The organism is Lysobacter helvus, from assembly GCF_018406645.1.
Taxonomy (GTDB): domain Bacteria; phylum Pseudomonadota; class Gammaproteobacteria; order Xanthomonadales; family Xanthomonadaceae; genus Noviluteimonas; species Noviluteimonas caseinilytica.
Map to the genome: position 1 here is coordinate 2,925,103 of NZ_AP024546.1, position 25,271 is coordinate 2,950,373.

Annotated in this window: 27 protein-coding genes and 2 tRNA genes; 9 read left to right on the top strand and 20 right to left on the bottom strand. The window is 67.6% G+C overall.

Translation table 11 applies throughout. The features are described 5' to 3' along the window. Positions 1-62: 62 nt before the first annotated feature. Positions 63-884, top strand: a complete 822-nt coding sequence (ppsR, locus tag LYSHEL_RS14310) for a posphoenolpyruvate synthetase regulatory kinase/phosphorylase PpsR (protein ID WP_213434722.1) — start codon at positions 63-65, stop codon at positions 882-884. 116 nt (positions 885-1,000) lie between these two features. Then, the gene (locus tag LYSHEL_RS14315) at positions 1,001-1,489 is read left to right on the top strand and encodes a DUF1249 domain-containing protein (RefSeq protein ID WP_213434723.1); all 489 of its coding nucleotides are present in this window, start codon (positions 1,001-1,003) and stop codon (positions 1,487-1,489) included. On the opposite strand, the gene LYSHEL_RS14320 is transcribed toward LYSHEL_RS14315, so the two are convergent. From LYSHEL_RS14320 to LYSHEL_RS14345, 6 genes are read right to left on the bottom strand one after another with little or no spacing between them, the layout of a single operon-like run. Continuing rightward, the gene (locus LYSHEL_RS14320) at positions 1,486-2,148 is read right to left on the bottom strand and encodes a DUF1109 domain-containing protein (RefSeq protein ID WP_213434724.1); all 663 of its coding nucleotides are present in this window, start codon (positions 2,146-2,148) and stop codon (positions 1,486-1,488) included. The genes LYSHEL_RS14315 and LYSHEL_RS14320 overlap by 4 nt on opposite strands. Then, positions 2,141-2,806 (bottom strand): RNA polymerase sigma factor, encoded by a 666-nt coding sequence (locus tag LYSHEL_RS14325; RefSeq protein WP_244858562.1) that lies wholly within the window; start codon positions 2,804-2,806, stop codon positions 2,141-2,143. The genes LYSHEL_RS14320 and LYSHEL_RS14325 overlap by 8 nt, the downstream gene beginning before the upstream one ends. A 34-nt stretch (positions 2,807-2,840) precedes the next feature. Further along, on the bottom strand, positions 2,841-3,374 hold the full coding sequence (locus LYSHEL_RS14330; RefSeq protein ID WP_213434725.1) for a DoxX family protein: 534 nt from the start codon (positions 3,372-3,374) through the stop codon (positions 2,841-2,843). A gap of 1 nt (position 3,375) precedes the next feature. Then, a complete protein-coding gene (locus LYSHEL_RS14335; RefSeq protein WP_213434726.1) occupies positions 3,376-4,137 on the bottom strand; it encodes an HvfC/BufC N-terminal domain-containing protein in 762 nt (253 codons plus the stop codon). Beyond that, a complete protein-coding gene (gene bufB / locus LYSHEL_RS14340) occupies positions 4,134-5,030 on the bottom strand; it encodes an MNIO family bufferin maturase (protein WP_213434727.1) in 897 nt (298 codons plus the stop codon). The genes LYSHEL_RS14335 and bufB overlap by 4 nt, the downstream gene beginning before the upstream one ends. A 40-nt stretch (positions 5,031-5,070) precedes the next feature. Beyond that, positions 5,071-5,400 carry a BufA1 family periplasmic bufferin-type metallophore gene (locus tag LYSHEL_RS14345; RefSeq protein ID WP_213434728.1) on the bottom strand — a complete coding sequence of 110 codons (330 nt, stop codon included), beginning with the start codon at positions 5,398-5,400 and terminating at the stop codon, positions 5,071-5,073. Positions 5,401-5,613: 213 nt separating this feature from the next. On the opposite strand from LYSHEL_RS14345, the gene LYSHEL_RS14350 reads away from it, so the two are divergent. Next, positions 5,614-6,684: an MBL fold metallo-hydrolase gene (locus LYSHEL_RS14350; RefSeq protein ID WP_244858564.1), complete on the top strand. Its 1,071-nt coding sequence runs from the start codon at positions 5,614-5,616 to the stop codon at positions 6,682-6,684. 137 nt (positions 6,685-6,821) lie between these two features. On the opposite strand, the gene LYSHEL_RS14355 is transcribed toward LYSHEL_RS14350, so the two are convergent. Together LYSHEL_RS14355 and LYSHEL_RS14360 are read right to left on the bottom strand one after the other, a co-directional pair. Continuing rightward, positions 6,822-6,897, bottom strand: a tRNA-Glu gene (locus tag LYSHEL_RS14355). Positions 6,898-6,932: 35 nt separating this feature from the next. Continuing rightward, a tRNA-Ala gene (locus LYSHEL_RS14360) sits at positions 6,933-7,008 on the bottom strand. Between the two features lie 708 nt (positions 7,009-7,716). Here LYSHEL_RS14360 and LYSHEL_RS14365 point away from each other — a divergent pair. Further along, complete coding sequence (locus LYSHEL_RS14365) at positions 7,717-8,271, top strand: hypothetical protein (protein WP_213434730.1); 555 nt, start codon at positions 7,717-7,719, stop codon at positions 8,269-8,271. 109 nt (positions 8,272-8,380) lie between these two features. On the opposite strand, the gene LYSHEL_RS14370 is transcribed toward LYSHEL_RS14365, so the two are convergent. From LYSHEL_RS14370 to LYSHEL_RS14385, 4 genes are all read right to left on the bottom strand, one after another. Next, on the bottom strand, positions 8,381-8,704 hold the full coding sequence (locus LYSHEL_RS14370) for a hypothetical protein (RefSeq protein ID WP_213434731.1): 324 nt from the start codon (positions 8,702-8,704) through the stop codon (positions 8,381-8,383). A gap of 308 nt (positions 8,705-9,012) precedes the next feature. Continuing rightward, complete coding sequence (locus LYSHEL_RS14375; RefSeq protein ID WP_213434732.1) at positions 9,013-9,246, bottom strand: hypothetical protein; 234 nt, start codon at positions 9,244-9,246, stop codon at positions 9,013-9,015. Continuing rightward, positions 9,234-9,584 carry a hypothetical protein gene (locus tag LYSHEL_RS14380; RefSeq protein WP_213434733.1) on the bottom strand — a complete coding sequence of 117 codons (351 nt, stop codon included), beginning with the start codon at positions 9,582-9,584 and terminating at the stop codon, positions 9,234-9,236. Before LYSHEL_RS14380 ends, LYSHEL_RS14375 begins: the two co-directional genes overlap by 13 nt. Before the next feature lie 413 nt (positions 9,585-9,997). After that, positions 9,998-10,384: a DUF4124 domain-containing protein gene (locus LYSHEL_RS14385; protein WP_213434734.1), complete on the bottom strand. Its 387-nt coding sequence runs from the start codon at positions 10,382-10,384 to the stop codon at positions 9,998-10,000. Between the two features lie 323 nt (positions 10,385-10,707). Between LYSHEL_RS14385 and LYSHEL_RS14390 the strand changes: the two genes are divergently transcribed. Next, positions 10,708-11,481 (top strand): V4R domain-containing protein, encoded by a 774-nt coding sequence (locus LYSHEL_RS14390; RefSeq protein ID WP_213434735.1) that lies wholly within the window; start codon positions 10,708-10,710, stop codon positions 11,479-11,481. Positions 11,482-11,519: 38 nt separating this feature from the next. Continuing rightward, entirely contained in the window at positions 11,520-12,266 is a 747-nt protein-coding gene (locus LYSHEL_RS14395; RefSeq protein ID WP_213434736.1) for an MHYT domain-containing protein, read from the top strand. On the opposite strand, the gene LYSHEL_RS14400 is transcribed toward LYSHEL_RS14395, so the two are convergent. From LYSHEL_RS14400 to ald, 8 genes are all read right to left on the bottom strand, one after another. Continuing rightward, entirely contained in the window at positions 12,263-14,401 is a 2,139-nt protein-coding gene (locus LYSHEL_RS14400; protein ID WP_213434737.1) for a sensor domain-containing diguanylate cyclase, read from the bottom strand. The two genes, LYSHEL_RS14395 and LYSHEL_RS14400, sit on opposite strands and share 4 nt — an antisense overlap. A gap of 43 nt (positions 14,402-14,444) precedes the next feature. Further along, positions 14,445-15,014, bottom strand: coding sequence for a C40 family peptidase (locus LYSHEL_RS14405; RefSeq protein WP_213434738.1), 570 nt, complete (start codon positions 15,012-15,014; stop codon positions 14,445-14,447). Positions 15,015-15,086: 72 nt separating this feature from the next. Further along, entirely contained in the window at positions 15,087-15,461 is a 375-nt protein-coding gene (gene crcB / locus LYSHEL_RS14410) for a fluoride efflux transporter CrcB (protein ID WP_213437852.1), read from the bottom strand. 20 nt (positions 15,462-15,481) lie between these two features. Further along, the gene (locus LYSHEL_RS14415) at positions 15,482-16,663 is read right to left on the bottom strand and encodes an MFS transporter (protein WP_213434739.1); all 1,182 of its coding nucleotides are present in this window, start codon (positions 16,661-16,663) and stop codon (positions 15,482-15,484) included. Beyond that, a complete protein-coding gene (locus tag LYSHEL_RS14420; RefSeq protein ID WP_213434740.1) occupies positions 16,663-18,024 on the bottom strand; it encodes a replication-associated recombination protein A in 1,362 nt (453 codons plus the stop codon). The genes LYSHEL_RS14415 and LYSHEL_RS14420 overlap by 1 nt, the downstream gene beginning before the upstream one ends. A 17-nt stretch (positions 18,025-18,041) precedes the next feature. Beyond that, positions 18,042-18,662, bottom strand: a complete 621-nt coding sequence (gene lolA / locus LYSHEL_RS14425; RefSeq protein ID WP_213434741.1) for an outer membrane lipoprotein periplasmic chaperone LolA — start codon at positions 18,660-18,662, stop codon at positions 18,042-18,044. A 73-nt stretch (positions 18,663-18,735) separates the two neighbouring features. Continuing rightward, positions 18,736-21,099 carry a DNA translocase FtsK gene (locus tag LYSHEL_RS14430; RefSeq protein ID WP_213434742.1) on the bottom strand — a complete coding sequence of 788 codons (2,364 nt, stop codon included), beginning with the start codon at positions 21,097-21,099 and terminating at the stop codon, positions 18,736-18,738. A gap of 46 nt (positions 21,100-21,145) precedes the next feature. After that, entirely contained in the window at positions 21,146-22,213 is a 1,068-nt protein-coding gene (gene ald / locus LYSHEL_RS14435) for an alanine dehydrogenase (RefSeq protein ID WP_213434743.1), read from the bottom strand. 156 nt (positions 22,214-22,369) lie between these two features. Here ald and trxB point away from each other — a divergent pair, with 156 nt between their 5' ends. Genes trxB through aat form a run of 3 tightly spaced genes read left to right on the top strand, consistent with a single transcriptional unit; the run spans position 22,370 to position 25,184 of the window. Then, a complete protein-coding gene (gene trxB, locus LYSHEL_RS14440) occupies positions 22,370-23,323 on the top strand; it encodes a thioredoxin-disulfide reductase (RefSeq protein WP_213434744.1) in 954 nt (317 codons plus the stop codon). Then, positions 23,323-24,456 carry a GNAT family N-acetyltransferase gene (locus LYSHEL_RS14445; protein ID WP_213434745.1) on the top strand — a complete coding sequence of 378 codons (1,134 nt, stop codon included), beginning with the start codon at positions 23,323-23,325 and terminating at the stop codon, positions 24,454-24,456. Before trxB ends, LYSHEL_RS14445 begins: the two co-directional genes overlap by 1 nt. Then, a complete protein-coding gene (gene aat / locus LYSHEL_RS14450; protein ID WP_213434746.1) occupies positions 24,453-25,184 on the top strand; it encodes a leucyl/phenylalanyl-tRNA--protein transferase in 732 nt (243 codons plus the stop codon). The genes LYSHEL_RS14445 and aat overlap by 4 nt, the downstream gene beginning before the upstream one ends. The last annotated feature ends 87 nt before the right edge of the window (positions 25,185-25,271 follow it).

Consider the following 25,271-nt stretch of genomic DNA (forward strand, 5'->3'; position numbering starts at 1 on the left):
GCAGGCAGGCGCCGGCCGCGAAGCGCGGTATTTTACAAGCCCCGCGCCGCCGACGCCTGCACATGACCCCCACGCGCCCCGTCTTCTACATCTCCGACGGCACCGGCATCACGGCCGAGACCATCGGCCACAGCCTGCTGACCCAGTTCGGCGACACGCGGTTCGCCACCGATCGCATCCCCTTCGTCGACACCCCGGACAAGGCCCGCGAGGCCGCCCTGCGCATCCGCGCGGCCGGGGAGGCCGCCGGGGTGCGCCCGATCGTGATCAATTCCTGCGTGGACAACGAGCTCTACCGGCTGCTGGCCGAAAGCGGCGGGCTGATGCTGGACATCTTCGCGCCCTTCATCGAGCCGCTGGAGCGCGAGCTCGGCCAGCCCCGCACCAACCGCGTCGGCCAGGCGCACGGCATGGTCGACTTCGAGGCTTACCACCGCCGCATCAACGCGATGAACTACGCGCTCACGCACGACGACGGGATGATCATGGACTTCGACGACGCGGAGATCATCCTCGTCGGCGTCTCGCGCGCGGGCAAGACGCCCACGTGCGTGTACCTGGCGCTGCACTACGGCATCTGCGCGGCCAATTACCCGCTCACCGAGGAAGACCTGGAAGCCGATCGCCTGCCGCAGAAACTGCGCGGGCACCGGCACAAGTTGTTCGGGCTGACGATCGACCCGGTGCGCCTGCAGCAGATCCGCCAGGAACGCAGGCCCAATTCCAAGTATTCGCAGATGGACACGTGCCGCCGCGAAGTGGCGCAGGCCGAACACATCTTCCAGAACGAGCGCCTGACGGTGCTCAGCACGACGCATACCTCGATCGAGGAAATCTCGAGCAAGGTGCTCACGACGCTGGGGATCCACCGCGAAATGTTCTGATGGCGTGAACCCCTGGAAGGGTTCGCTGAACGATGTGCGGAGCCGTTACGTTATGCCCGCAAGTGGGGTACGTCAATGCTGCCGCGATGCGGATTTGGCGTGTAGGATTCGACGCCATGGACCGCATCGCAGCCCGTTCCGCGCGCATCCCGAAACTCAGTCGCTTCGGCTGGCTGATGGGGTTGTACGCAGAGAACCACGTGCGCCTGGTGCGGTTGTTCGAGCCGCAGGATCTTGCCGTCGGGCGTTACGTCTCCAGCGTGGGCGATGGCCTGGATGTCGTGCTCGATGTCGTCGCGCGCCACGCGTACACGGTGGAACTGCGACTGAGCTACGCGGTCATCGATCCGGTCACCGGCGAGCCCGATCCTTCCGCCCACCTGCGTCTGTATCGCGACGCAAAACAGGTGGAAGCCACGCACTGCTACGTGGGCCGCCGCTGGCAGGACGTGATCGGCATGTACCCGCCGCCGGCGCAAGTCGTCACCCATCGCCTGCGCATGAACACCTTCCTCGGCAAGTGGGTGCAATACCTCGCCGAACAGGGGCACGGCGTGGCCACGCTGGTGCCGGTGAGCGAAGCCACCGCACCGATCGCGGCCTAGCGTTTCACCGGGCCGATCCACGCGAACAAGGGGCGGCCCAGCGCCAGGCACGCCAGCGACAGCACCAGCACCGCGCCGAAGTGCCACAGCAGCACCATCAGCATGTTCTCGCCTTCGTGGTACAGCGTGACGCTGGCCGCCGATAGCGCGGCCGCACCCAGCGCGGCGAGCAACGCGCTCTGCATCGGGCGCACGACCCCCGCGAATCGCACCATCCACAACAACGCCAGTCCCAGCGGCACGCTGGTGAACGCGATCGCGATGGCGCATTCCGACGTCGCCGCTTCCATCACGAACGCGGCCGCGCCCATGTGCGCGTAGTCGCGCAGGCAGCCCCAGCCCAGGCCCGTGAGCCACAACAGCAACGGCGGCACCGGCAACCACGCCCAGGCCTTCGACCGCCCGGGCACGCTGACCTGGAACGCCGCGTATGCCGCGCACACGCCGGTGAGCAGGCTGGCGATCCACTCGACCAGGTCGGGGCCCGAATGCATCACGTCGCCCAGGTTCGCGCGCAAACCGTAATGCGCGATGACGAGCGCGGCGATGACAACCGCCAGCACCAGCCACAGCACCGTGCGACGCAACGGCGAGGCGATCGGGCGCACCGGGCGCGCGTCCCGTGCGAGGCGTTCGATGAGGGTGCGGGTGTCAGCCATGCGGACCGTCCTTGCCGCCGAGCGAATCGCGCAGCGCCTTGATCGCGCGATGTGCGGCGACCTTCAGCGAACCGATGCTTTGCTGGCTTTGCGTGGAGGCTTCGGACAACGAGAGATCGCGCAGGTGCAGCAGGCGCACCGCTTCGCGCTGGCGCGGCGACAGTTCGTCCACGGCATCGTGCAGGGCACGCGCGGCGTGCGCGCGTTCGGTGCTGGCTTCGGGGCCGGGTGCGTCGTCTTCGAAGGGCTCGAAGGGATCGTCGGACAACAGTTCGCGTTCGATGCGGCGCGACCGGCTGCGCAGCATGTCGATGCAACGCCGCGTGGCGATGGTGCTGAGCCAGGGCTTGAACGGACGCGCGCGTTCCCAGGTGTGGCGGATGTCGTGGACGACCAACAGGATCTCCTGCACCGCGTCCTCGGTTTCGTCGCGGCCCAGGTAACGGGCCGCGATCGCGCGCAGGTACGGCGTGATGTCGATGAGCAAGGCGTGGTACGCGTCGCGGTCGCCGTCCTGCGCGCGCGTCATCAGTGCCGCCCAGGCCGGGCCGGAGTCGGCCGGCGCGGTGCGGCTGGCGACGCCCTGGTTGGCGGCTTCCGGCTCGAGCATCGCGCGGGGCGGCTCCGGTCGCGGGAACGGGAGGATCGCGGCGATCATGCGACGGACCGGGGCGCAGGGGAAGCGTGGCGCATCAGGCCGCGCGGAAGCGGCGCGCTACCAGGTGGTCGAGCGAGAAGACGCCGGGGCCGCGCGCCATCAGGTACAGCATCAGCGCGGCCCACAGGCCGTGGGTCGGGTACGCGTCGGGATACACGAAGATCTCGATCACCAGCGTCATGCCGAGCAGCGCGAGCGCGGAGAAGCGCGTGGCCAGGCCGAGCAGCAGCAGGACGGGGAACACGTGCTCCGCCGTGGCGGCCATCACCGCGGCGAGGTCCGGCGGCAGGAACGGCAGGGCGTAGTCGGTGCGGAACAGTTCGAGCGCGTTCTCCGACAGGTGCGGCACGCCGGGTTGGAACGTCAAGCCGATGGGATCGGCGACGAAGCCTTCCACCTTCGTCTGCCCCGACACCCAGAACGTCACCGCGAGCGAGAACCGCGCGAGGAACGCGATGAAGCTGTGCGGGATGCGCGAGAACAGCGCGATCGCCTGGTCGATGCGGCGTGCGATCGCATGGAGGAAGGACGGGCGCGTGTGCGCGTTCGCGGCGAGCGTGGCATGCATGTCAGGACTCCGGGTGGAAAGCGACGACGAGGCCGTGGCGCAGCAGCACCGCGAACAACGCGGCTTCGTCGGCGTGGCGCGCCAGGGCGCGGGCTTGTGCGAAGGCGGCGCCCAGCGGCAGGCCGAGCCGCAGGGCGTCGAGGAGAGCCGTCGCGCCTGCAGGCAGCGCGGCCACGTGCACGTCGAAGTGCGGGCGCGTCACGAGGATTTCTTCAGGCTGCGCGATGTCGATGTGCGCAAGTGAAGGCGCGACGTCCTCCTGGTGCGCGGCCCAGATCGCATGCGCCGCATGGCGCGCGCGGAACCACGTGCAGGCCGGGTGCAGCGCGACGCGGGCGTTGGCGAGTTGCTCCGGGTTCGCGCACAACGCGAGGAACTCCGCGTCCGCGACCGGTTGCGCATCGGCGGCGTGGTACGCGCGGATGCGCAGCGCTTCGATGCGTGCGACGTCGGCCAGGTACGGCACCTGCGCCGCGGGCGCGAAGGTCGCGATGGCAGCGGGAAATTCGAACGCGTACTCGGTGAGCACCGGCGTGCGCGGCGGCGACGCCAGCACGCAGGCACGCGCCATCGCGCGAAAGAACGCTTCACCGACGAGCGCTTGCGTGACCGGGAACGACGCCGCCAACGCATCGACGAGCGTCGCGACGAAGGTAATGCGATGCACGGCGAAGCGGCGCGCGGCATCGTGGCCACGCACACCGCCGGGTGCCGGCGCGGCAGGGGAGGTGAGGGCGTGCGCGAAAGCGGCGTGGACGTTCATGCGCAGCAGGCCGTGTCGTGCCACGCGTGGTCGATCAACGCCTGCGCGTGATGGGCCTCGGCGCGCAGCGTGGCGTACTCCGGAACATGCGTGTCCCATTCGATGAGCGTCGGTACGGGGCCGATGCGCGCAAGCAGGTTCGAATACAGCGCCCACACCGTCGGTGCGACCGGCGAGCCGTGGTCGTCGATCAGCAGCGTGTCGCCGCCGTCATCCTGCACCACGGCATGGCCCGCCAGGTGCACCTGCTGCACGGCCTGCAGCGGCAGCGCGTCGAGGTACGCGCTCGCATCGTGCCCGTTGTTGCTGCATGAGACGTGGACGTTGTTGATGTCGAGCAGCAGCGCGCAACCGGTGCGGCGCACGATCTGCGCGAGGAAGTCGGGTTCTTCGAACGTGCTGCGTTCGAATTCGAGGTACGTGCTGGGGTTTTCCAGCAGCAGTCGGCGGCCCAGACGCAACTGCACTTCATCGATGTGCGCGCACACGCGGGCGAGCGTGGCCGCGTCGTAGCACAGCGGCAGCAGGTCGTTGAAGAAGCGCCCGTCGTGCGTGGACCAGGCCAGGTGTTCGGAATACACCGCGGCGTCGTGGCGGCGCAGCAGCGTGGCGATGCGGGCCAGGTGCGCGGCGTCGGGCGGCGTGGCGCCGCCGAGCGACAGGCCGACGCCATGCACGCTGATCGGCGCGCGCGCACGCAGGGCCGACAATTGCGCATGCGGCAGGCCGCCGGCGCCCAGATAATTTTCCGCATGCACTTCGAAGAAGGCTGGCGGTGCGTCGTCCGCCTCGATCGCATCGAAGTGTCGCGGCTTGAACCCGATGCCGGCCCGCGCGGGCAGGCCGGCATCGGCGACATCGCCGGTAGGGAAGGGGGCATGCAGGTGGGTCACCGGCGATCTCCAGCGTTGGAACGAATGCGTGGTGCGCGACTTACTTGGCGTCGGCCTTCATCGGCTTGAACGCGGCGAGCTGGCCGAAGCCGGTGGGCGAGGACTTCGACGCCGTGGTCTTGCAGGTGCCGGCGGGCACGTACATCCACTGGTTCGCCGAGTAATCCATCTTCGAAGAACCGGCGCAGGTGGTGCCGGGGCCGGCGGCGCAGTCGTTCTTGCCGGCGAGCGCGACGCCGAAACACTTTTCCTTGCCGGCGGCGGAGGCCTTCGCCTTGTCGGGGGCGGGGGAAGCGGCGGCAGACAGCGCGGCGCCGAGCGCGGCAACGAGGGCGAGGGCGGGCAGGGCGGACGGGATGCGGGTCGTCATGGGAAGTCTCCTGGGTGGTCGGGATGGAGGGCTGGCGGAAAAGGGCCAGCGGCCTCACGAAGGAAGACTTCGGACGTCGGGCGGAAAAGTTACATGGCGTGTGCGGCACGGCCCTTGCAAAGGCGCGACCGGGGGCGCACGTCGAAGGGAGATCGACTGGAGACTTCGATGAAATCCCTCGGCTCACGCGCACGCGGTGCGCGGCTTGAACGCATGCGGGCGTCGCCACAATGGCGCGGCGAGACGTTCCGCAACGTGCGTCCGGTGTTGCCCGGATTGCGCGACCCGGCGGCACGCATGCCGACCATCCGCGAATTCCTGTGCGGCGGCGAACATCGCGTTCCCGCGAACCCCTTGCCGTCGTTGGATCCACGCGATGCATGGCAACGCACACCCGACAGCGGCTTGCGCGCGACGTGGCTCGGGCATTCGACGATGCTGCTCGAGATCGGCGGACTGCGCGTGCTGACGGATCCGGTGTGGGGCCCGCGTGCATCGCCGTCGCGTTACGCAGGGCCGAAAAGGTTCCAGCCGGTGCCCGTGTCGTTGCGCGAAATGCCGCCGATCGACCTCGTCATCGTGTCGCACGATCACTACGACCATCTCGACTACCCGACGATCCGTGCACTCGCCAAGCGCGACGTGCCGTTCGTGACGTCGCTGGGCGTCGGCGCGCACCTGGAAGCCTGGGGCGTGCAACCCGAACGCATCACCGAACTCGACTGGTGGGAATCGCATCGCGTGCCCGGCACCGAGGTCGTCGTCACCGCGACGCCGTCGCAGCATTTCTCCGGACGTGGCTTGAAGGATCGCAACGCGACATTGTGGTCGTCGATCGTGGTGCAGTCCGATCGCCACACCGTGTTCTTCAGCGGCGACACCGGCCTGACGACGGAATACGCACGGATCCGCGAACGCTTCGGCCCGTTCGACCTGGCGATGCTGGAAGTGGGCGCGTTCCATCCTGCGTGGGGCGACGTGCACCTGGGCCCCGACAACGCGATGGAAGCGCTGGCGCTGCTCGGCAATCCCGCGTTCCTGCCGGTGCACTGGGGCACGTTCGCGCTGGCGATGCATCCGTGGGACCAGCCGGTGGAGCGCCTGCTGGAACTGGCGCCGTCGCGCGACGTGCAATTGATCCTGCCGCGGCTTGGTGAAGCGGTGGAGCCGGTGCAGGGCGCGCGCGTCGCGCCGTGGTGGCGCGGCGTGGATGCGGGTGCGGTGCCGGTGGTGCAGGAGGAGGACGAAGCCTTGCCGGCGGAGATGCCGTTTCCGATCGATTGAACGCGCCGGCAAATGCCACACCAGCGTTGATCATTCGACGCGGCCAGCGCAGCGCTTCGACGCGGATGCGTGCGTCGCGAGCCGGAGGATCAGACAAAGAAAAACCCCCGAAGATTTTCATCTTCGGGGGTTTCGTTTGGCGTCCCCACGGGGATTCGAACCCCGGTCGCTACCGTGAAAGGGTAATGTCCTAGGCCTCTAGACGATGGGGACGTGTAGCGTTATCCAGCGATTTGATACGAAAAACTTGGTGGAGCCAGCCGGGATCGAACCGGCGACCTCCTGCATGCCATGCAGGCGCTCTCCCAGCTGAGCTATGGCCCCACGGCTGGAAAGGCGGCAAGTCTAGGGGCGCGCTTGGGGAGCGTCAACCCTTGTTTTGCATTCGAGTGAAGTTCGTTGTGTGTGGGCGCGGAAATGCGTGTCGGGGTTCGCGTGCGCGGGACGGATTTTTTCGCCGATCTCGTGCGCGAATCGGGCTGCATGGTGTGCGCGGTTGTCGTCGGCGTTGCGAGTCGACGACTGCGCATCGAACTTCGTAACGCAGTTACGCGCCGCGTTGTGCAGATCGGCGCACTGGAATGCCGACGTTGCGCTGAGCGCCATGCCATCAATCGAATCAGCGTGGGCGACGGCGGAGGTGTTCGCACTGAACGGGATGCCTGGGAGCTGCCCAGGTCCGGCGCACCGGGAGAGGCGGCTCCTAGGACCGGGCTGGGACCCAGGAGCAAGCCGAACCCTCCCGAATGCTTATAGGACATGTCCCGTAAGATGCATTATGCGCACTCGGACAGATGGCGGCTTTGGTCAAAAGATAGCTCTGCATCTGGCCTATCCTCTTGAATCGCTTGAGGTTTCGTCCTTGGAAACCCGTGGCGAACTCGGAACGGCCTCTTTTCCGTTGAGGCCGGTGAACGCCGCCATCATCGTCCACTTTGCGCAGAAGCGTCCAACCCCACGAAGTGACGGCTGGGCGGCTTCGTGGAATTCTGGCCCGGGCAACGTCCGACCCGGCCACGGCACCGAGATGTGATGAAGAAAAAAGAACGCGGAATGCGACGACGCCCGAGTGACCTGGTGGCGCGACTGCGCGACCACGTTTCGCTCCTGAAGGAGTACCGGGACCGTGCCCCAACCGATGCGCGGTTCTACGGTGAGGTCGCTGCAAAGCTGCGAATTCTCGTCTGCCGATTCGGTAGCAATGTGCCGTTGCTGACTGACCTATTGGCGCACTACGACTATCCCGCATGGATTCACACCGGGCAGCACACGCTCACGCTGCCCGAATACCTAAACTCCCCGGCGGTGCAACGACTGAAACCACTCGGGACCATGCCGGATGGCCGTGCCACAGGATTCGAGTCGAACCACATTTCAAAGGTCAATTTCATCCGCGCATGGGCTGAGCAGGCGGGCGCTGCACACGAAGACTGGGAGATTGAAAGCTGGCTCGACACCCTGTTCGAACTACGCGAACGGAAGATCACTGACGGCCACAGCTCGACTCTGATCGGCATCGCGGACGACGTGCTTGCACTCGCGACGAGATTCCTCGATAGCGACTATCACGACACTTGGATCGACTAGCGAAAAAGCCGGCCGCTAGCGCGGGCGCCGGTCCAAACCGCTGGAGAAAGCGGACGTCCCGAGGCGAATGACCGCTTTCGGCCAGAAGCGGACATTCGCTAGCCCTAAGTCAAACCGGCTCGCCACGCCGATCGCAGGGTGCGTCAACGTCTGCTCCGCAGTTGGGGCAAACCCTGTTGTTGCGCAAAGCAGGAAGGTTGAACGCAACGTTGAACACGTGACGCTGCCCAAAAATGGCATGGCACTTTGGGCAGTCAACAAGCCAGACGACATAGAGCAAAGGGGCCATGACGCCCAGCATCAACGGGATGCTCACCCACGCCCATTCGGCATCACGTGCAAATTGGTAGATCGCAACAAGGGAAACGAGGAACACAACCGCCACGGTGAGGGCTCTTGTGACTTTGCGTCGCACTACCTGGCGAATTGTCATGCGGGCTCTTTCGGAGGCTAGGACTTGTTTGCGCGGTTGAGCTTATGCAAGCCGAATCCAGCAAACAAGGCGTCATACGACCGGTTCGCAAGCGCCCTCGACCGTCGGACCTAATGTCCGCTTTGGGTCGAAAGCGGTCAGCAGGAATGATTCGACCGCAGCGGAAGTTCGCCTGCGCGGGTCCGACCGCCAGAGCAAAGCGGGCCATCCATGGCCCTTCCCCGCAGGGCTCCGCCCTGCACCCGAGGGCGGCGGGGATTGCGTGCCGCCTTGGGGCGGCACGCATCGCCCCGCCGCGATTCGTGCGTTTACGCAATGCCTCCCGGGGCTAGGCGACAACAATTGCCAGCTTCCTCGGCCACAACCTCAAACCTAGCGGCCTCCACTAGCGCAGAGAAGCGATCGAGCTTCTCCCGGATGCGCGCACCGAACTCGTCACGCTCGTCGTCCGTCAGCGCGTTCTGCGCCCGCGTGTAAGCATCCAGCAGCGCCTGGCACACAACGAGCTTCTCGCCAGCACACGCCCAGGTCACGGTGAGCATTGCGCGCCCTCCCCTGCGATGCTGAGCGCCGCCTTCGTTTCGCGCGTCACTGGCCGGCCGCGCAAACGCTCCACAGCCGCAGCGGCGAATGGGATGACGTTAGAGGGCTCTGTGACCGTCAGCGCCTTGGGCTTGCTGCGGTGGTGTCCAAACTTCGCGCGGTAGTGAATCAATAGCCCGACGAGCTCGCGCACCGGGATCCGCTCCCGATTGGGAGACACCAGATACTGCCCGCGGATCTTCCAGCCTTCCCATGGACCGGTGAGGTCAATGCGCTGGTACAGGACCGCATCGGCCATGAAGTTCATGGCTTCTTCCGAGGTGGGCTTCGTGCTCATGCGAGCACCGCCTCAACCTGCCGGCTGCGCCGATAGCTTTCCTTTGGGCATGGCTGTGGGGTCAAGATAGAGAGATCTCTCTCTCCGACTCTTGCCCCTGATGCTCCCGGGAGGTGCTCGCACGCGTCGCCGGTGGGTTGCGTTGCCGCAACCGACAACCCGAATGTGGCGGGTTGATCGTACGCAGTGAGGAGGCTCTGGCTCGCCGTTGAAGTTGCCTCTGTGGGACCACTCCCACAAAGACCGGCCTGCCGCACCCCGCCACCGCCATGCACGATTAGGTCTGGGTGATGAAACTCTGCCCCTGCCCAGTCGGTTGAGTCAAGCCGAGATGCATTATGCGCACTTCATCATAGGTCCAGTGGACCTTGGTTCGGGCCGCCTGAACCCGGATCCCCCTTTCCAGAGCCATCTCAAAGCCCCCGGCACGCCGCCTGCACCCGATCATCCAACTTCCTCAGATCGTCGAACGTCCGCCGCAACCCGAGGCGTTCGAGCTTTTCGTCCCGCACGCGCTTCGCCGTGGCGCACGTCGCACGCCGCCGTTCGATCGAGTCCGAACCGGATCCACGCACGCCCGATGATGACGACGGCCCCGACCGCATCGGCCCGGTCCGACGCTGCGACTTCGCCGCCTTCGGTTTCTCCACCGGTGCCTCCGTCACCACCGGGATCGTCTTCGACACCACCTGACCCGGGCCGCACGGCGCCTGCTGGTACGTGACGCTCGCCGGCCCGATGCATCGATACAGGTCCGCCGCCGCCACCGGCGCCGCGCCGCTGCCCAGCACCACGCTCACCACGATCCGTCGCCACATGGCCTGCCTCCCTGGAGGGTTGGCGGCGAGGACGCGACCGCGCCGGCCTTCGAGCGAACTCCCGTCACCAGGCGGGTGTTTCGGCACGGCCGCGCCATCGCCGCCGGGATCAGGTTCGCCCAGCGGCGTTCCCGCCGATATCGGATTGCACCGCGTTGCGTCGTAGGACTTCCGGAACCCGCGCCGCACCCGCGCAGCGCGCCCGTAGCGCGCCGCTGGTGCGCGGTCAACCAGCACCTTGTGTCGATTTATCCCGCGCAGGCGCGCTGGGCATAGTCGGCGGCGTTCGCACTGGGGGTGTCCGCGTGGTGGATGTCGAGTTCCGCGTTCTTGCCGAACGCCGCGAAGGCTTGCTGCTGGCCCTCGGGCAAGTCGTCATCGCGAATGGTTTCACGTTGCTGCGCCATCGCATCGCCACCGAAGCCGATGGCGTCGTGCTGACGATGGTCGTGCGCGGCAACGCCAACGCATTGCTCGAACTCGAGGAACGCCTCGGCACGCATCCGCTGGTGCGCAGTTTCGAGGCGTTGGCGAATGCGCCCGGTGCGCCGATCGCGCCGATTGCGGCCAAGGTGCACGCGCCCGCGCCCGTCGAAGCACCGCCCGTCGAACCACCCGCCACATCCCCCGGCGCCATCGACCACAAGCGCGTCGAACGCCTGCTCCCGCAACTCGCGCGCAGCTATCCCAACATGTTCCTGTTCGTGCACGCGCTCGAGCACGAACTCGACGCCGCCGATCGCGCACCCACGCTGCGCTACATCGGCCAGCGCGTCGGCGCGTGGGTGTACAAGCGCGACTTCTCGCTGGGCGCACAACTCACGCTCGCCCAAGCCATCCGCCATATCGCGTTGCCCGCGATGCGCCAGGTGGTGCAGGCCGAGCTGCTCGGCGAGAGCCTCGAAATCCCCGACAGCCCGTTCCCGCACCGCGGCCAGCACGGCGCGTGCTGCCATTTCCTCGCCGGCATGCTCGACGGCTTGCTGCGCACCACCCAAAGCGGCGACGCCGTGCGCATCACCGAAACCCGCTGCCGCAACACCGGCGCGGCCGCGTGCCGCTTCGAATTCCGCGACTGACCCGCCCTGCCCCTCCCCTCCTCCGAAGGAGTTCCGCGATGCTCCACGACCACGCGCTGCAATGCGTCCACGATCCGCTGCTGATCCTGCTCTCCTATCTCGTGTCCGCGCTGGGATCGTTCACTGCGTTGCAACTCGCCATCGCGATCCCGGCCGCACGCACGCCGCGCGAACGCTGGCGCGCGGTCGCGGGTGCCGGCGCCGCGATGGGCGGCGGTGCGATCTGGGCGATGCACTTCATCGCGATGCTCGCGTGCCGCATGGACGTGCAGGTCTCGTACGACCTCGGCATCACGGCGCTGTCCGCTGTCATCGCGATCGCCTCGTGCATGACGGGGCTGGCGGTGGCGGGCGCGGGCGTGTTCGGTTGGGGCAAGCTGATCGTCGCCGGCCTGTGCATGGGCCTGGGCGTGACCGGCATGCATTACACCGGCATGGCCGCGATGCTGATGCCGGCGCAGACGCATTACGACATGACGCTCGTGGGCGCGTCGGCGGCGATCGCTGTCGTCGCCTCGATCGTCGCGCTGTGGCTCGCGTTCCACCTGCGCGGCAAGTGGCAGATGACGGGCAGCGCGCTGGTGATGGCGCTGGCGGTGTGCGGCATGCATTACACCGGCATGCAAGCGGCGACGTTCGTACCGGACGCGAATGCGACGGCGGGCAACGGCCTCAGCGGCGCCAATCTCGGCATGGGCATCTTCGCCGTCACCACCGTGCTGCTGGCAGTCGTGCTGTCGACCAGCCTGCTGCGCCAGCGCCAGCGCGAGCTCGTGCAGATCTAGTCTTCGATCATCCGGTAGGTGTTCCGGCCCGCGACCTTCGCGTCGTACAGCGCCTTGTCCGCCAAGGCGACGAGCGCGCGGCCGGACGCCACCGTCGTCGCATACGCGATGCCGATGCTCGTGCCCACGCGCAGCGGCGTGCCTTCGGCGAGGATGGGCTGGTCCATCGCGGCGAGGATCTTCTGCGCGATGAGTTCGGCGACCGCGGGGCCGGTGGCGTCTTCCACCAGCACCACGAACTCATCGCCGCCGAGCCGCGCGATCGCATCGATGTCGTACACGCACACCGACAGGCGTTGCGCGAACACGCGCAGCACCGCATCGCCCGCGGGATGGCCGTAGGTGTCGTTGATCGACTTGAACTTGTCCAGGTCCAGCGACATCAGCACCAGCGGCGTGTCGTGCCGGCGCGCACGCGCCACCGCCAGGCCCAGGCGTTCCTCGAACTGCCGGCGATTGCCGAGCCCCGTCAGCGGATCCACGCGCGCCAGGCGATCGAGCGCGCGTTCGGCTTCCTTCTGCGGCGTGATGTCGAACGACAGCGCATAGAAGCCCTGCGGCGTGCCGTCGGCCGCCTGGTGCGGGACGAAATGCGATTGCAGGAAACGCCCGCCGTTGGAGGCATCGGGCGGACGTTCGAACACTTGCTCGGCGCCGGCCAGTGCGGCGCGGATGCGCGGTTCCAGCGCATCGTAGGCACTGTCGCCCATCGTCTCGCGCACGGTCTTGCCCAGCACGCGCTCCGCCGGCATTCCAAGCAGACGTCCGTAATACGCGTTGAGGAAGGTGTAGCGTTCGTCCGCGTCCACGTGCGCGATGAAGGCCGGCATGTTGTCCGCCACCGCGCGCAGGCGCGACTGGCTTTCGTCGAGCGCGGCCAGGGCGGCCATTCGCTTGCTGATGTCGCGCGCCGAGGCGATCAGCTCCGGCGTCGCGCGCGGATCGTCCTGCTGCACGCGCGTGGCGATCGCCTCGATCCACACGTAGTGGCCGTCCTTGTGACGCATGCGGCCGGTGATGGTGTCGGTGCCGCCCTCGGCATACACACGCTGCAACGCATCGCGCATCGACGGCCCATCTTCGGGATGCAACACATCGAAGCCCGGCGCCATGAATTCCGCCGGCGTCCAGCCCAGCATGTCGGTCACGGCCGGAGACACATACGAACGACTGCCGTCGGCCGACATCCGCAGCACGAGGTCGCGGCTGTAGTCGGCGAGCGTGCGGTAGCGCGTTTCGCTCACGCGGTACTGCGTGGCCAGGCGCTTGCGTTCGGACATCACCGTGGCCAAGGGCAGCGAGATCGCGCAACTGGTGGCCACGAACAACTGCAGCAACAGCGTGCGCACCAGCAACGCATCGTCCGCGATCAGGACGAACGGGCCGGCCCGCAACGCCGCGGCGATGCCGCTCGCGATCGCAATGACGGTGACGCCCGACACCACGCCCGCGAATCCGTGCCGGAACGTGATCAGCAGCAGCGGCGGGAACAACAGGAACAGCAACGGCAAACTCTGCTGCAGGTACACCACCGCGCACATCGCCAGCACCACGGCCATGCACGACGCGAAGTCGAGATGGTGGCCGGGGCGTCCGAGCAGGCCGCCGCGTTCGCGCCGCGCCACGACGACCAGCGTGGCCACCACCACCATGCCGATCACGTGCGCCGTGTACCAGGTGAGCAGCACTTCGCCGAACGGACGTGCCGCGGCGGTCGAGGTTTCCACGGTCGCGCCCATCAACGCCGACAGCGCGGCGCCGATGAAGGTGGACGACGTAGCCGTGACCGCGAGCTTCGTCAGCTGCGCGGGATCGGTGATGTCGGGCACGCGCCGGCGGATGGCGCCCGCGACCAGCGCGATCTCGATCAGGTTGGTGAGCCCGTGCAGGATCGCGGGCACGGCGGCGTCGCCATGAAGCAAACGCGCGCCCAGTTCGCCGCAGAACGTGGCCGCGAACATCGCCGGCCACCCGCGCGTGGCGCGGAACAACAGCAACCCGACGACGATGCCGTTGGAGATCCACACCGACGACACGCTGCCCGCCACGCGCGTCAGGTCGATCGAGATCCAGGTGAAGACCGCCACGACGCCGAGCAGGAGCGCCAGGCGGACCGGACGCTCCCGTTGCAGCATTCCGTTGCTGCCTGGATGTAGTGCGTTCACCCGCGCGACGTCCTCACGCGCGACGGCGCCCGAGCCACCAGGCCATCGGGAGGCTCGCGAACAGCATGCCCAGGCCGGAATCCAGGTACTGGCCGATGGTGAATTCCAGCGGGAAGCGGTACCAGCTCCAGTACGGCAGGCTGATCGAGCACCACCCGATCAATCCCATCGCCGCGCCCATCGCCACGCGCGTGCCGAACGACACGTTGCCGGCCGCCATGATCCACGCCGCCAGCAACGCCGCGAGCAGGCAGAACACGAACTGTTTCACCAGCGGCGCGGTCATCGTCATGAGCGACGGATTGCCGGCCGGGTCGTACACGACGAACGCGTACGGCGAGGCCTTGTACTTGTCCTGGAAGGTATTCATCGACGCTTCGTCGCGCCATTGCTCCGGCGACATGCCGGGAATCATGTACACGCCGGCGCCCTTGTCGGCGGCGCCCTGCAATGCGGTGATGGTGACGTCCTGGTTCGACGCCAGCTTCACGCCCATCTCCCCGATCGGCAACGCGACGTGCGCGACCATCCCCCACACGAACAACACGATGGCGCCGATCAGCCCGGCAATGAGAATGCGCATCCCGACTCCCCGGAGAGATTCGCGGCACAGGCCGCCGGGCGAGGATGCACCCGCAAGCGGGCCCCGGGCAACTCAGAACGGCGGCCGCAGCCAATGGGCACCACGCGCGCCGAACCACACGGCGACCAGGCCTGCGACCAGCGTCACACCGAGGTACACGAGCGCAAGCTCGCTGCGATGCGAACGCGTGAAGAGCAGGCATTCGAGCATCAGCGCCGAATACGTCGTCAGGCCACCGAGCAATCCGACGATCAGGAACGCGCGCCAGTACAACGCCGACGGTCCGCGCGATTCGAGCCAGATCGCGAGGAAGCCCGCGAGGAACGCGCCGACGACATTCACCGAGAACGTGCCCCACGGAAAGCCATCGCCGAAGCGTCGCAACATCGCGCCGCCGACCCAGAAGCGCGCGCCCGCGCCCAGCGCCCCGCCGCACATCACCAGCATCAGTTGCTGCCACCAGCTGCTCACGCGCGTGCGTCTCCGGTGTTCGTGAATTTCGGTGCGAGCACCGCCATCGCCGCGACCGCGCAACCCGCACTCGCCGCGAACGCCAGCAACGGCGAGCCGTGTTGCCAGAGCGTGCCGAAGATCGCCGACGCCGGCAGCAACAGCAAGCCGGTGACGAGGTAATACCAGCCGAACGCCGTGCCCGCGCGTTCGGCCGGGACCAGGTCCGCGACCAGCGCGCGTTCGCTGCCTTCGATCGCGGCGGTGACCAGCCCATACAGCGGGAAGGCGATCCACAACACCCCCGCGGTGATCGGCAGCACGCCGAAGATGATGTACAGCACCGCGTAGCCGCCCCACCCCGCCAGGATCAGGCGCTTGCGGCCGATGCGATCCGACCAGGCCGACAGCGGCGTTGCGGCCAGCGACGCGACCGCGGAGAACGCCGCCCACAACAACGTCGTGTGCGCGGCGTCGAAGCCGAGTTCGTTCGCGCGCAGCAGCAGGAACATGTTCGACGCATTGCCGAGCGTGAACAGTCCGAGGGCAGCGAGGTAACGCCGATACGCCGGCGACAGCGCGGAGAAGCGCCAGTCGACGCGCAAGGCTTCCTTGCGCGGCGGATGCTCGGGCTCGCGCAGGCGCAGCGCGAGGAGTAGCACGAAGACCGCAGGCACGATCGCGAGCAGGAACACATGGCGCAGCGACACACCCGACGCCAGCAACGCCGCCGCGATCAATGGCCCGATCACCGCACCCGCGTTGTCCATGCCGCGATGCAGGCCGTACGCAAGCCCGCGTTGTTCCGGCGCCACGCTGGAGGCGAGCAACGCATCGCGTGGTGCCGAACGCAGGCCCTTGCCCACGCGATCGACGAAGCGAAAGATGAGCACGCCCACCCAGCTCGTCGCCAGCCCGATCAACGGCCGCGCGATGCCCGCGAGCCCGTAGCCGATCACCACGAACGGCTTGATGCGCCGCATGCGATCGGCCAGCACGCCGGCGATGAGTTTCAGCAGGCTGCCCGCGGCTTCGGCGACGCCTTCGATCCAGCCCAGCGCCTTCGGCCCGGCCATCAGCACGCTGGCGATGTACAGCGGCACGAGCGGATAGATCATGTCGCTCGCGGCGTCGTTGAGCAGGCTGATGAAGCCGAGCAGCCAGACCGTCCGTGGCAGGCTGGCGAGGGCGCGACGCATCAGGCGTCGTGGCCTTCGCCGCGGGCTTTCGAACGCGCGGCGCGCAGGGCGTCCAGCTTCTCCTTGAAGCGCCCTTCGAGACCGCGCTCGGTGGGTTCGTAATACACACGCTCGCCCATCGCATCCGGGAACCCGGTCTGGTCGAGCGCGATGCCGCCGGCCGCATCGTGGTCGTACTGGTAACCCTTGCCGTAGCCGAGTTGCTTCATCAGCTTCGTCGGCGCGTTGCGGATGTGCAGCGGCACGTCGAGCGTGCCGAGCGTGCGCACGTCGTCGCGCGCCTGGTTGAATGCCACGTACGCGGCGTTGGATTTCGCGGTGGTCGCCAGGTAGATCGCCACCTGCGCGAGCGCGAGATCGCCTTCCGGGCTGCCGAGGCGATCGTAGGTGTCCCACGCATCCACCGACATCTGCAACGCACGCGGATCCGCCAGGCCGATGTCTTCCACCGCCATGCGCGTGAGGCGGCGCGCGAGATACCCCGGATCCACGCCGCCATCGAGCATGCGCGCCAGCCAGTACAAGGCGGCATCAGGATTGGAACTGCGCACCGATTTATGGAGCGCGGAGATCTGGTCGTAGAACTGGTCGCCGCCCTTGTCGAAGCGGCGCGTGCGATCGGCCAGCACCTGTTCCAGCGTGGCCTCGGTGATCGTGCCGCCCTCGCCTGCCAGTTCCGCCGCGATTTCAAGGAACGTCAGGCCGCGGCGCACATCGCCGTCGGCGGCCTTCGCGATCAGCAGCAGTTGTTCCGGCGCGACGTGCAGGTGGCGATCGCCGAGGCCGCGCTCCACATCCTCGAGCGCGCGTTGCAGCGCGACGACGATGTCCTCCGGCGACACCGCATCCATCACGTGCACGCGGCAGCGCGACAGCAACGCGGAGTTGAGTTCGAACGACGGGTTTTCGGTGGTGGCGCCGACGAACAGGATCGTGCCGCGTTCGATGTGCGGCAGGAACGCATCCTGCTGCGCCTTGTTGAAGCGATGCACTTCGTCGACGAACAACACGGTGCGCCGCCCTTCGGCGAAACGATGGCCCGCCTCGGCGAGCACCTGGCGCACTTCCGGCAAGCCGACGAGCACCGCGGAGACCGAACGGAAATCCGCCTCCGCGTAATGCGCGAGCAACTGCGCGAGCGTGGTCTTGCCGCAGCCCGGCGGGCCCCACAGGATCATCGAATGGACGCGGCCGGATTCGATCGCGCGTCGTACCGCGGAACCGGGTGCGAGCAAGCGTCGCTGCCCGACCATGTCGTCCAGCGTGCGCGGACGCATGCGCTCGGCGAGCGGGCGCAATGCGTCGCGGTCGACCTGCAACAGGTCGGGTTCGTCGAATGCCGGCGTCTTGGATCGGGCCACGCCGGCGATTCTATCGGTCAGCCGCCGGAGACGACGTCCACGCCCTTCGGCGGCGCGTACGTGAAGGTGCCCTTCGCGAAGCTCGGGTTGCGCTTCCAGCCCGCGAACGTGAGCTCGGTGCGCTGGCCCAGCGGATCGACGATGCGCATGCGCGACAGGCCGCCCTTGGCGTCGAAGCCCAGGCGCGCGGATTCGAAGCTGGCGTTGTCGCTGGTGCGCGGGCGCAGTTCGATCCAGTCCATGCCGTCGGTGGCGGGCAATTCCTTCACCAGGAATTCCTTGTCCAGGCGCGAGGGATCGATCAGCGCGGCCAGCGGCGAGCTCTGTTCTTCCACGCCCTGCGCGCGCTTGGTGACTTGCTTGAGGTCGGGGTCGTACACCCAGACGGTCTTGCCATCGGCAACGATCAGTTGTTCGAAGGGCTTGGCGTATTCCCAGCGGAACAGGCGCGGCGCCGACATCGCGACGCGGCCGCTCGAGGCTTCCTTCTTCTTGCCGTTGGCGTCGAAGACCTGCTGCGTGAACGTGCCGTCCAGGCCCTTGAGGCCCTTTGCGAAGGCATTGAGGTCATCGCGCCCGCCGGCGGCGGCGGTGAACGACAGCGTCGCGGCGAGGCCGAAGGCGATCAGCTTGCGCATGGGGGATTCCTGGAGGATTGGACCGGGCGCGAGTGTGCCCGGCCCGGGCTGAATGCGCTCTCCACGCGCCGCGTCACTTCGGCGGTGGCGGTGCCAGCACGCTGCGGTCGCCGTTGTGCTCCGGCGGCGTGACCACGCCCGCGGCTTCCATCGCTTCGATCAGGCGCGCGGCGCGGTTGTAGCCGATCTTCAGGCGGCGTTGCACGCCGGAGATCGAGGCGCGGCGCGTCTCGGTGACGATGCGCACCGCTTCGTCGTACAGCGGATCGGACTCGTCCCCGCCCCCGCCGCCGGATTCCGGCAGGCCGGTCGCGCCGACGACGACGCCATCGCCCATCGTTTGCACTTCGTCGAGCACGCCTTCGATGTAATCGGGGCGGCCGCCGACCTGCTTGAGGTGTTCGACGACGCGATGCACTTCCTCGTCCGACACGAACGCGCCGTGCACGCGCTCGGGCATCGCGGTGCCCGGCGGGAGGTACAGCATGTCGCCGTGGCCGAGCAGTGTTTCCGCGCCCGACTGGTCGAGGATGGTGCGCGAGTCGATCTTGCTCGACACCTGGAACGCGATGCGCGTGGGGATGTTGGCCTTGATCAGGCCGGTGATGACATCCACCGACGGACGCTGCGTGGCGAGGATGAGATGGATGCCTGCCGCGCGCGCTTTCTGCGCCAGGCGCGCGATGAGTTCTTCGACCTTCTTGCCGACGATCATCATCATGTCGGCGAATTCGTCGATGAACACGACGATGAAGGGCAGCGGTTCCAGCGGACGCGGCGCTTCGCCGAGTTCGGGGTTCGGCTTGAACAGCGGATCCATCAGCGGCTGGCCCGCGTCGATGGCGTCCTTCACTTTCTTGTTGAAGCCGGCCAGGTTGCGCACGCCGACGGCGGACATGACCTTGTAGCGGCGTTCCATTTCGGCCACGCACCAGCGCAGGCCGTTGGCCGCTTCCTTCATGTCGGTGACGACCGGCGCGAGGAGATGCGGGATGCCCTGGTACACGGACAACTCGAGCATCTTCGGATCGATCATCAACATGCGGACGTCCTTCGCGGACGCCTTGTACAGCAGCGACAACACCATCGCGTTGACCGCGACGGATTTACCCGAGCCCGTGGTACCCGCCACCAGCAAGTGCGGCATGCGCTGCAGGTCGGCGACGGTGGGACGGCCGGCGATGTCCTTGCCGAGCGCCAGCGTGAGCGGGCTGGGCGACTTGTCGTATTCCTTCGAACGCAGCAGCTCGCTGAGGTAGATCATCTCGCGCGAGGTGTTCGGCGTTTCCAGGCCGACGACGGACTTGCCGGGGATCACGTCGACCACGCGCACCGACTTCACCGACAGGCCGCGCGCGATGTCCTTGTCGAGCGAGGAAATCTGGCTGACCTTGACGCCCGGTGCGGGCTCCAGTTCGAAGCGCGTGATCACCGGGCCCGGATACGCACCGACCACCTGCGCATCGATGCGGAAATCCTTGAGCTTGAATTCGATCTGGCGCGAGATCGTCTCGAGCGTTTCCTCGCTGTAGCCCTTCGGCTGCGGCTTGGGATCGTCGAGCAAGGCGAGCGGCGGAATGCCGGTGCCGTCGCCGACATGGAACAGCGGGATCTGCTGTTCGCGCTTGGCGCGGTCGCTCTTCTCCACGACGGGCGCCGGCGGCGGTTCGATCTTGACCGGTGCGCGTTTCGCACGCAGTTCGGTTTCGATCTTGCGCGTTTCTTCGCGCTCTTCGCGGAACGCACGCGCCTGCTGCCATTCGGCGGCCTGCTGCGAACTGCGGCGGAACAACGGCCCCAGCGCGAGCACCCACTGCCCGAGCTTGTCCATCACCGTGAGCCACGAGAGGCCGGTGGCGAGCGTGGTGGAAATCAGCAGCAACGCGACGAGGAAGAGATTGGCGCCGACGGGCCCGAACGCATGGAACAGCGAACGCCCGACGAGTTGTCCCAGGATGCCGCCGCTGCCCGCCGAGAAATCCGGCGCACCGCCAAGGCGCAGGTGCAGGAAGCCCGCCGCCGAAACGAGGAATCCCACGATGCCGACGAGCCGCAACGCAGGCCCGAGGTCGGCTTCGCCATCGCCGTCGCTGTCCATGCCGAACAACGCGATCCACGCGATGAGTCCCAGCATCAGCGGAAGCAGGAAGGCGACGAAACCGCAGAGGTACAACATGACGTCGGCGATCCACGCGCCGACGATGCCGCCGAAGTTGTGCAAGGGCGCCGTGACGCTGCCCGAATGCGACCAGCCCGGATCTTCCGGCGAATACGTGACCAGGCTGGCGAGCAGGTACAGCAGCAGGGGCGCGATGGCGATGAGGGCCAGGTCGCGCCAGAGCTTCTGCCGACGCGTGCCCCCGCCGGACGAAGGTGCGGCTGCACGCTTCGTCCTGCGTTGGGTCGCGCGTTCCGTGTCGGGACGTGCTGCTGCCACCGTACGATCCTGCCTTAAGGAAATCCCCTAGGGCCTTGATCCTACGTCAAAGTTTCATGTCCTGCAGCGCCGGATGCACGATCTTGCCGGCTTCGGTATTGATGCCGCGGACCAGGGCCTGGTTGTCGCGCCAGTTGCCCGAGGCAAGCTTGTTTACCCACGGCAGGATGGCCGCGCAGATCGCCTGCGAGCTGGTCTGCGGCACGGCGCCCGGCATGTTGGTGACGCAGAAGTGGGTGACGCCCTCTTCCACGTAGGTCGGTTCCTTCCAGGTGGTCGGACGCGAGGTTTCGAAGCAGCCGCCCTGGTCGATCGAGATGTCCACCACCACGCTGCCGTCCTGCATGCCCTTGAGCATCTCGCGGGTCAGCACGTGCGGCGCGCGGGCGCCGGTGACGAGCACCGCGCCGACGACGAGGTCGGCCGAGGCCACTTCGCGCGCGACGACGTCGGCGTACGGGTACAGCGTGGTCACGTTGTTGCCCAGCTGCATCATTTCTTCCATGCGGTCCTGGCGCATTTCGAACACGACCACGTTCGAACCGCCCGCCGCGGCGAGTTCCGCCGACGCGCGCCCGGCCTTGCCGCCGCCGAACACCACGACCTTGCCGCGCTCCGTCGACGGCAGGCCGCCGAGCAGCTTGCCCTTGCCGCCTTCGGGCTGGTGCAGCAGGTGCGTGCCGACCTGCACCGCGATCTTGCCGGCGATCACCGACATCGGCGCCAGCAGCGGCAGGTCGCCGTTGGGCAGCTCGACGGTTTCGAAGGCGACCGACGTCAGGCCGATGTCCAGCAGGCGCTTGGTCAGCGCGGGCTCGGCCGCCAGGTGCAGGTAGCAGAACAGCAGGTGGTCCTTGCGCAGCAGGGCCAGGTCGCCTTCGATCGGCTCCTTGACCTTCACGATGAGTTCGCCCTTTTCGTAGAGCGACTTCGCATCCGGGGCGATCTTGACGCCCAGCTGCGTGTACTGCTCGTCCTTGAAGCCGCTCTTCAGGCCCGCGCCCTGCTCCAGCCACACTTCGTGGCCACGCTTGACGAGGTCGCCCGCGGCGGCCGGCACGAGTGCCACGCGGCCTTCGAGGGTCTTGGTTTCCTTGGGTACGCCGATGCGCATCGTGATTCTCGATTGTCTTGGGTGGGGGACGGCGCGTTGCGCCATGGGGCGGTTGGACGCCTTGTGTCGAAGCGGGCCCGCCGCCATCCTGTTGCGCTTGAACGCATGGGACGGCGTGCCACGCCGGCCGCGAATCTTACTTTGGACCCCCACTGCATGACCACTTCCAAGCACTGCCGCCTGCTCATCCTCGGTTCCGGCCCCGCCGGCTGGACCGCCGCCGTCTATGCCGCGCGCGGCAACCTCCACCCGGTGGTGATCACCGGCCTGCAGCAGGGCGGCCAGCTGATGACGACCACCGAGGTCGACAACTGGCCCGGCGATGCGCACGGCCTGATGGGCCCGGCGCTGATGGAGCGCATGCAGGCGCACGCCGAGCGCTTCGAAGCCGAAGTCATCTTCGACCACATCCACACGGCCGACCTGTCGCAGCGGCCGTTCCGCCTGAAGGGCGACGCCGGCGAATACACCGCCGATGCGCTGATCATCTCCACCGGCGCCACCGCGAAGTACCTGGGGCTGGAATCGGAACAGCACTACCTCGGGCGCGGCGTCTCGGCGTGCGCGACGTGCGACGGGTTCTTCTTCAAGGACATGGACGTGGCGGTGGTCGGCGGCGGCAACACCGCGGTCGAGGAAGCGCTGTACCTGTCCAACATCGCGCGCAAGGTCTACATCGTGCATCGCCGCGACACGCTGCGCGCCGAGAAGATCATGCAGGACAAGCTGTTCGCGAAGATCCAGTCCGGCAAGATCGTGCCGGTGTGGCACCACGTGGTCGAGGAAGTCGTCGGCAACGATGCGGGCGTGACCGGCCTGAAGGTGAAGTCCACGCAGGACGGCACCTCGCAGGTGCTCGACATCCACGGCCTGTTCGTCGCGATCGGCCACACGCCCAACACCTCGTTGTTCGAAGGCCAGCTGGCGATGAACAACGGCTACCTCGAGATCCGTTCGGGCCTGTCGGGCATGGCGACGCAGACGTCGGTGCCGGGCGTGTTCGCCGCGGGCGACGTGGCCGACCAGGTGTATCGCCAGGCGGTGACGTCGGCGGGCTTCGGGTGCATGGCCGCGCTGGATGCCGAGAAGTTCCTCGACAAGGAAAGTTGATGGCGCAAGCGCGCATCTTCGGCGCGCTTGGATCCGTCCCCGCGGCGCAGTGGGATGCGCTGCACGATGGCGGCAATCCGTTCGTTTCGCATGCGTTCCTCGCCGGGCTGGAAGACACCGGATGCCTGCGTCCGACCTACGGTTGGACGCCATGCCACGTGGGGGTGTTCGAAGGCGACGCCCTCATCGCCGCCGCGCCCGGTTACCGCAAGCGCAACTCGCACGGCGAATTCGTGTTCGACCATGCCTGGGCACAGGCCTACGCGCGGCACGGATTGCACTACTTCCCGAAATGGCTGGGCGCGGTGCCGTACACGCCGGTGACCGGGCCGCGCCTGCTGGCGCGCGATGATGCGGCACGCGCGGCGCTGGTCTCGGCGATCGTCGGGTTCACGCGCGACGCCGGCTGGTCGTCCGCGCACGTGAACTTCCATCGCGACGACGAAGCCGCGGCGTTCGACGACACATGGATCCCGCGCATCGACGTGCAGTACCACTGGCGCAACTTCGGCGGCTGGCGCACGTTCGATGATTACCTCGGCGCGATGGACCACAAGCACCGCAAGAACATCCGCCAGGAACGCGCGAAGCTGGCGCGGCACGGCGTCGGATTCCGCGTGGTGCACGGCGACGAAGCGAGCGAGGCCGACCTCGCGGCGATGCACGGCTTCTACCTGCAGACCTTCCACGAATACGGCAACACGCCGGCGCTGACGCTCGAGTTCCTGCGCCATCTCGCGCGCACCATGCCGCGCGCGCTCGTGCTGGTGCTCGGCGAACGCGACGGCGAAGCGATCGCCGGTGCCCTCTGCCTGCGGGGTGGCGACACGCTGTACGGGCGCTACTGGGGCGCGAACGAACTGCTGCCCGGCGTGCATTTCGAAACCTGCTACTACCAGGGCATCGACTACTGCCTGCGCGAAGGCCTCACGCGCTTCGAGCCCGGTGCGCAGGGCGAACACAAGCTCGCGCGCGGTTTCCTGCCGACGCTGGTGCACAGCCGGCACTGGATCGCCGATCCGGATTTCGCCGCGGCGATCCGCCCGTGGTGCGCGGAGGAAGCGGCGTCGGTGCGCGGATACCAGGCGGCACTCGACGCGCATTCGCCGTTTCGCGCGGGCACCGGCGCATGAGTGCGCACGCCCCGGTGATGCTCGGCCCGGGCATCCCCTTCCCGCCCGCGGACCACGCGCTCGAAGATCCCAACGGCTTGCTCGCGATCGGCGGCGACCTGTCGCCCGGGCGCTTGCTCGATGCGTACCGGCACGGGATTTTCCCGTGGTATTCCGCGGGGCAACCGATCCTGTGGTGGTCGCCGGATCCGCGCATGGTGTTCCACACCGATCGCGTGCGGTTGTCGTCGCGCTTCCGGCGCACGTTGCGCCATTCGACGTGGCGCGTGCGCGCGGATACGCGTTTCGACGACGTCGTCGACGCCTGCGCCCGCATCCCGCGCCCCGGCCAGCGCGGTACGTGGATCACGCCGGCGATGCGTCGCGCCTACGGGGAATTGCATCGCCTGGGGCATGCGCACAGCGTCGAAGTGCTCGACGGCGACCGGCTGGTGGGGGGCATCTACGGCGTGGCGATCGGCGCGATGGTGTTCGGCGAAAGCATGTTCAGCGCCGAATCGGGCGGATCGAAAGTCGCGCTGGCCGCCCTCGCCCGCGCCCTGCATGCGTGGGGATACCCGCTGATCGACGCGCAGGTGGAGAACGACCACCTGCCGACATTGGGCGCGCAATCGCTGCCGCGGCAGGCCTTCCTCGACCGCGTGCAGGCCCTGGTGCAGGCCCCGGAATCCCCGGGCGCATGGACCGATCGCTTCGGCACCCTGCCCGCCGCCGACCTCGCCCGCTGACCCGCGGGTCTGAACCCCGGGGCGGCCGCCCGCTTTCCCCGCCCTCCCCCGGCGTGCCAGAATGCGCGACTTTGCGGGCGGCCCATC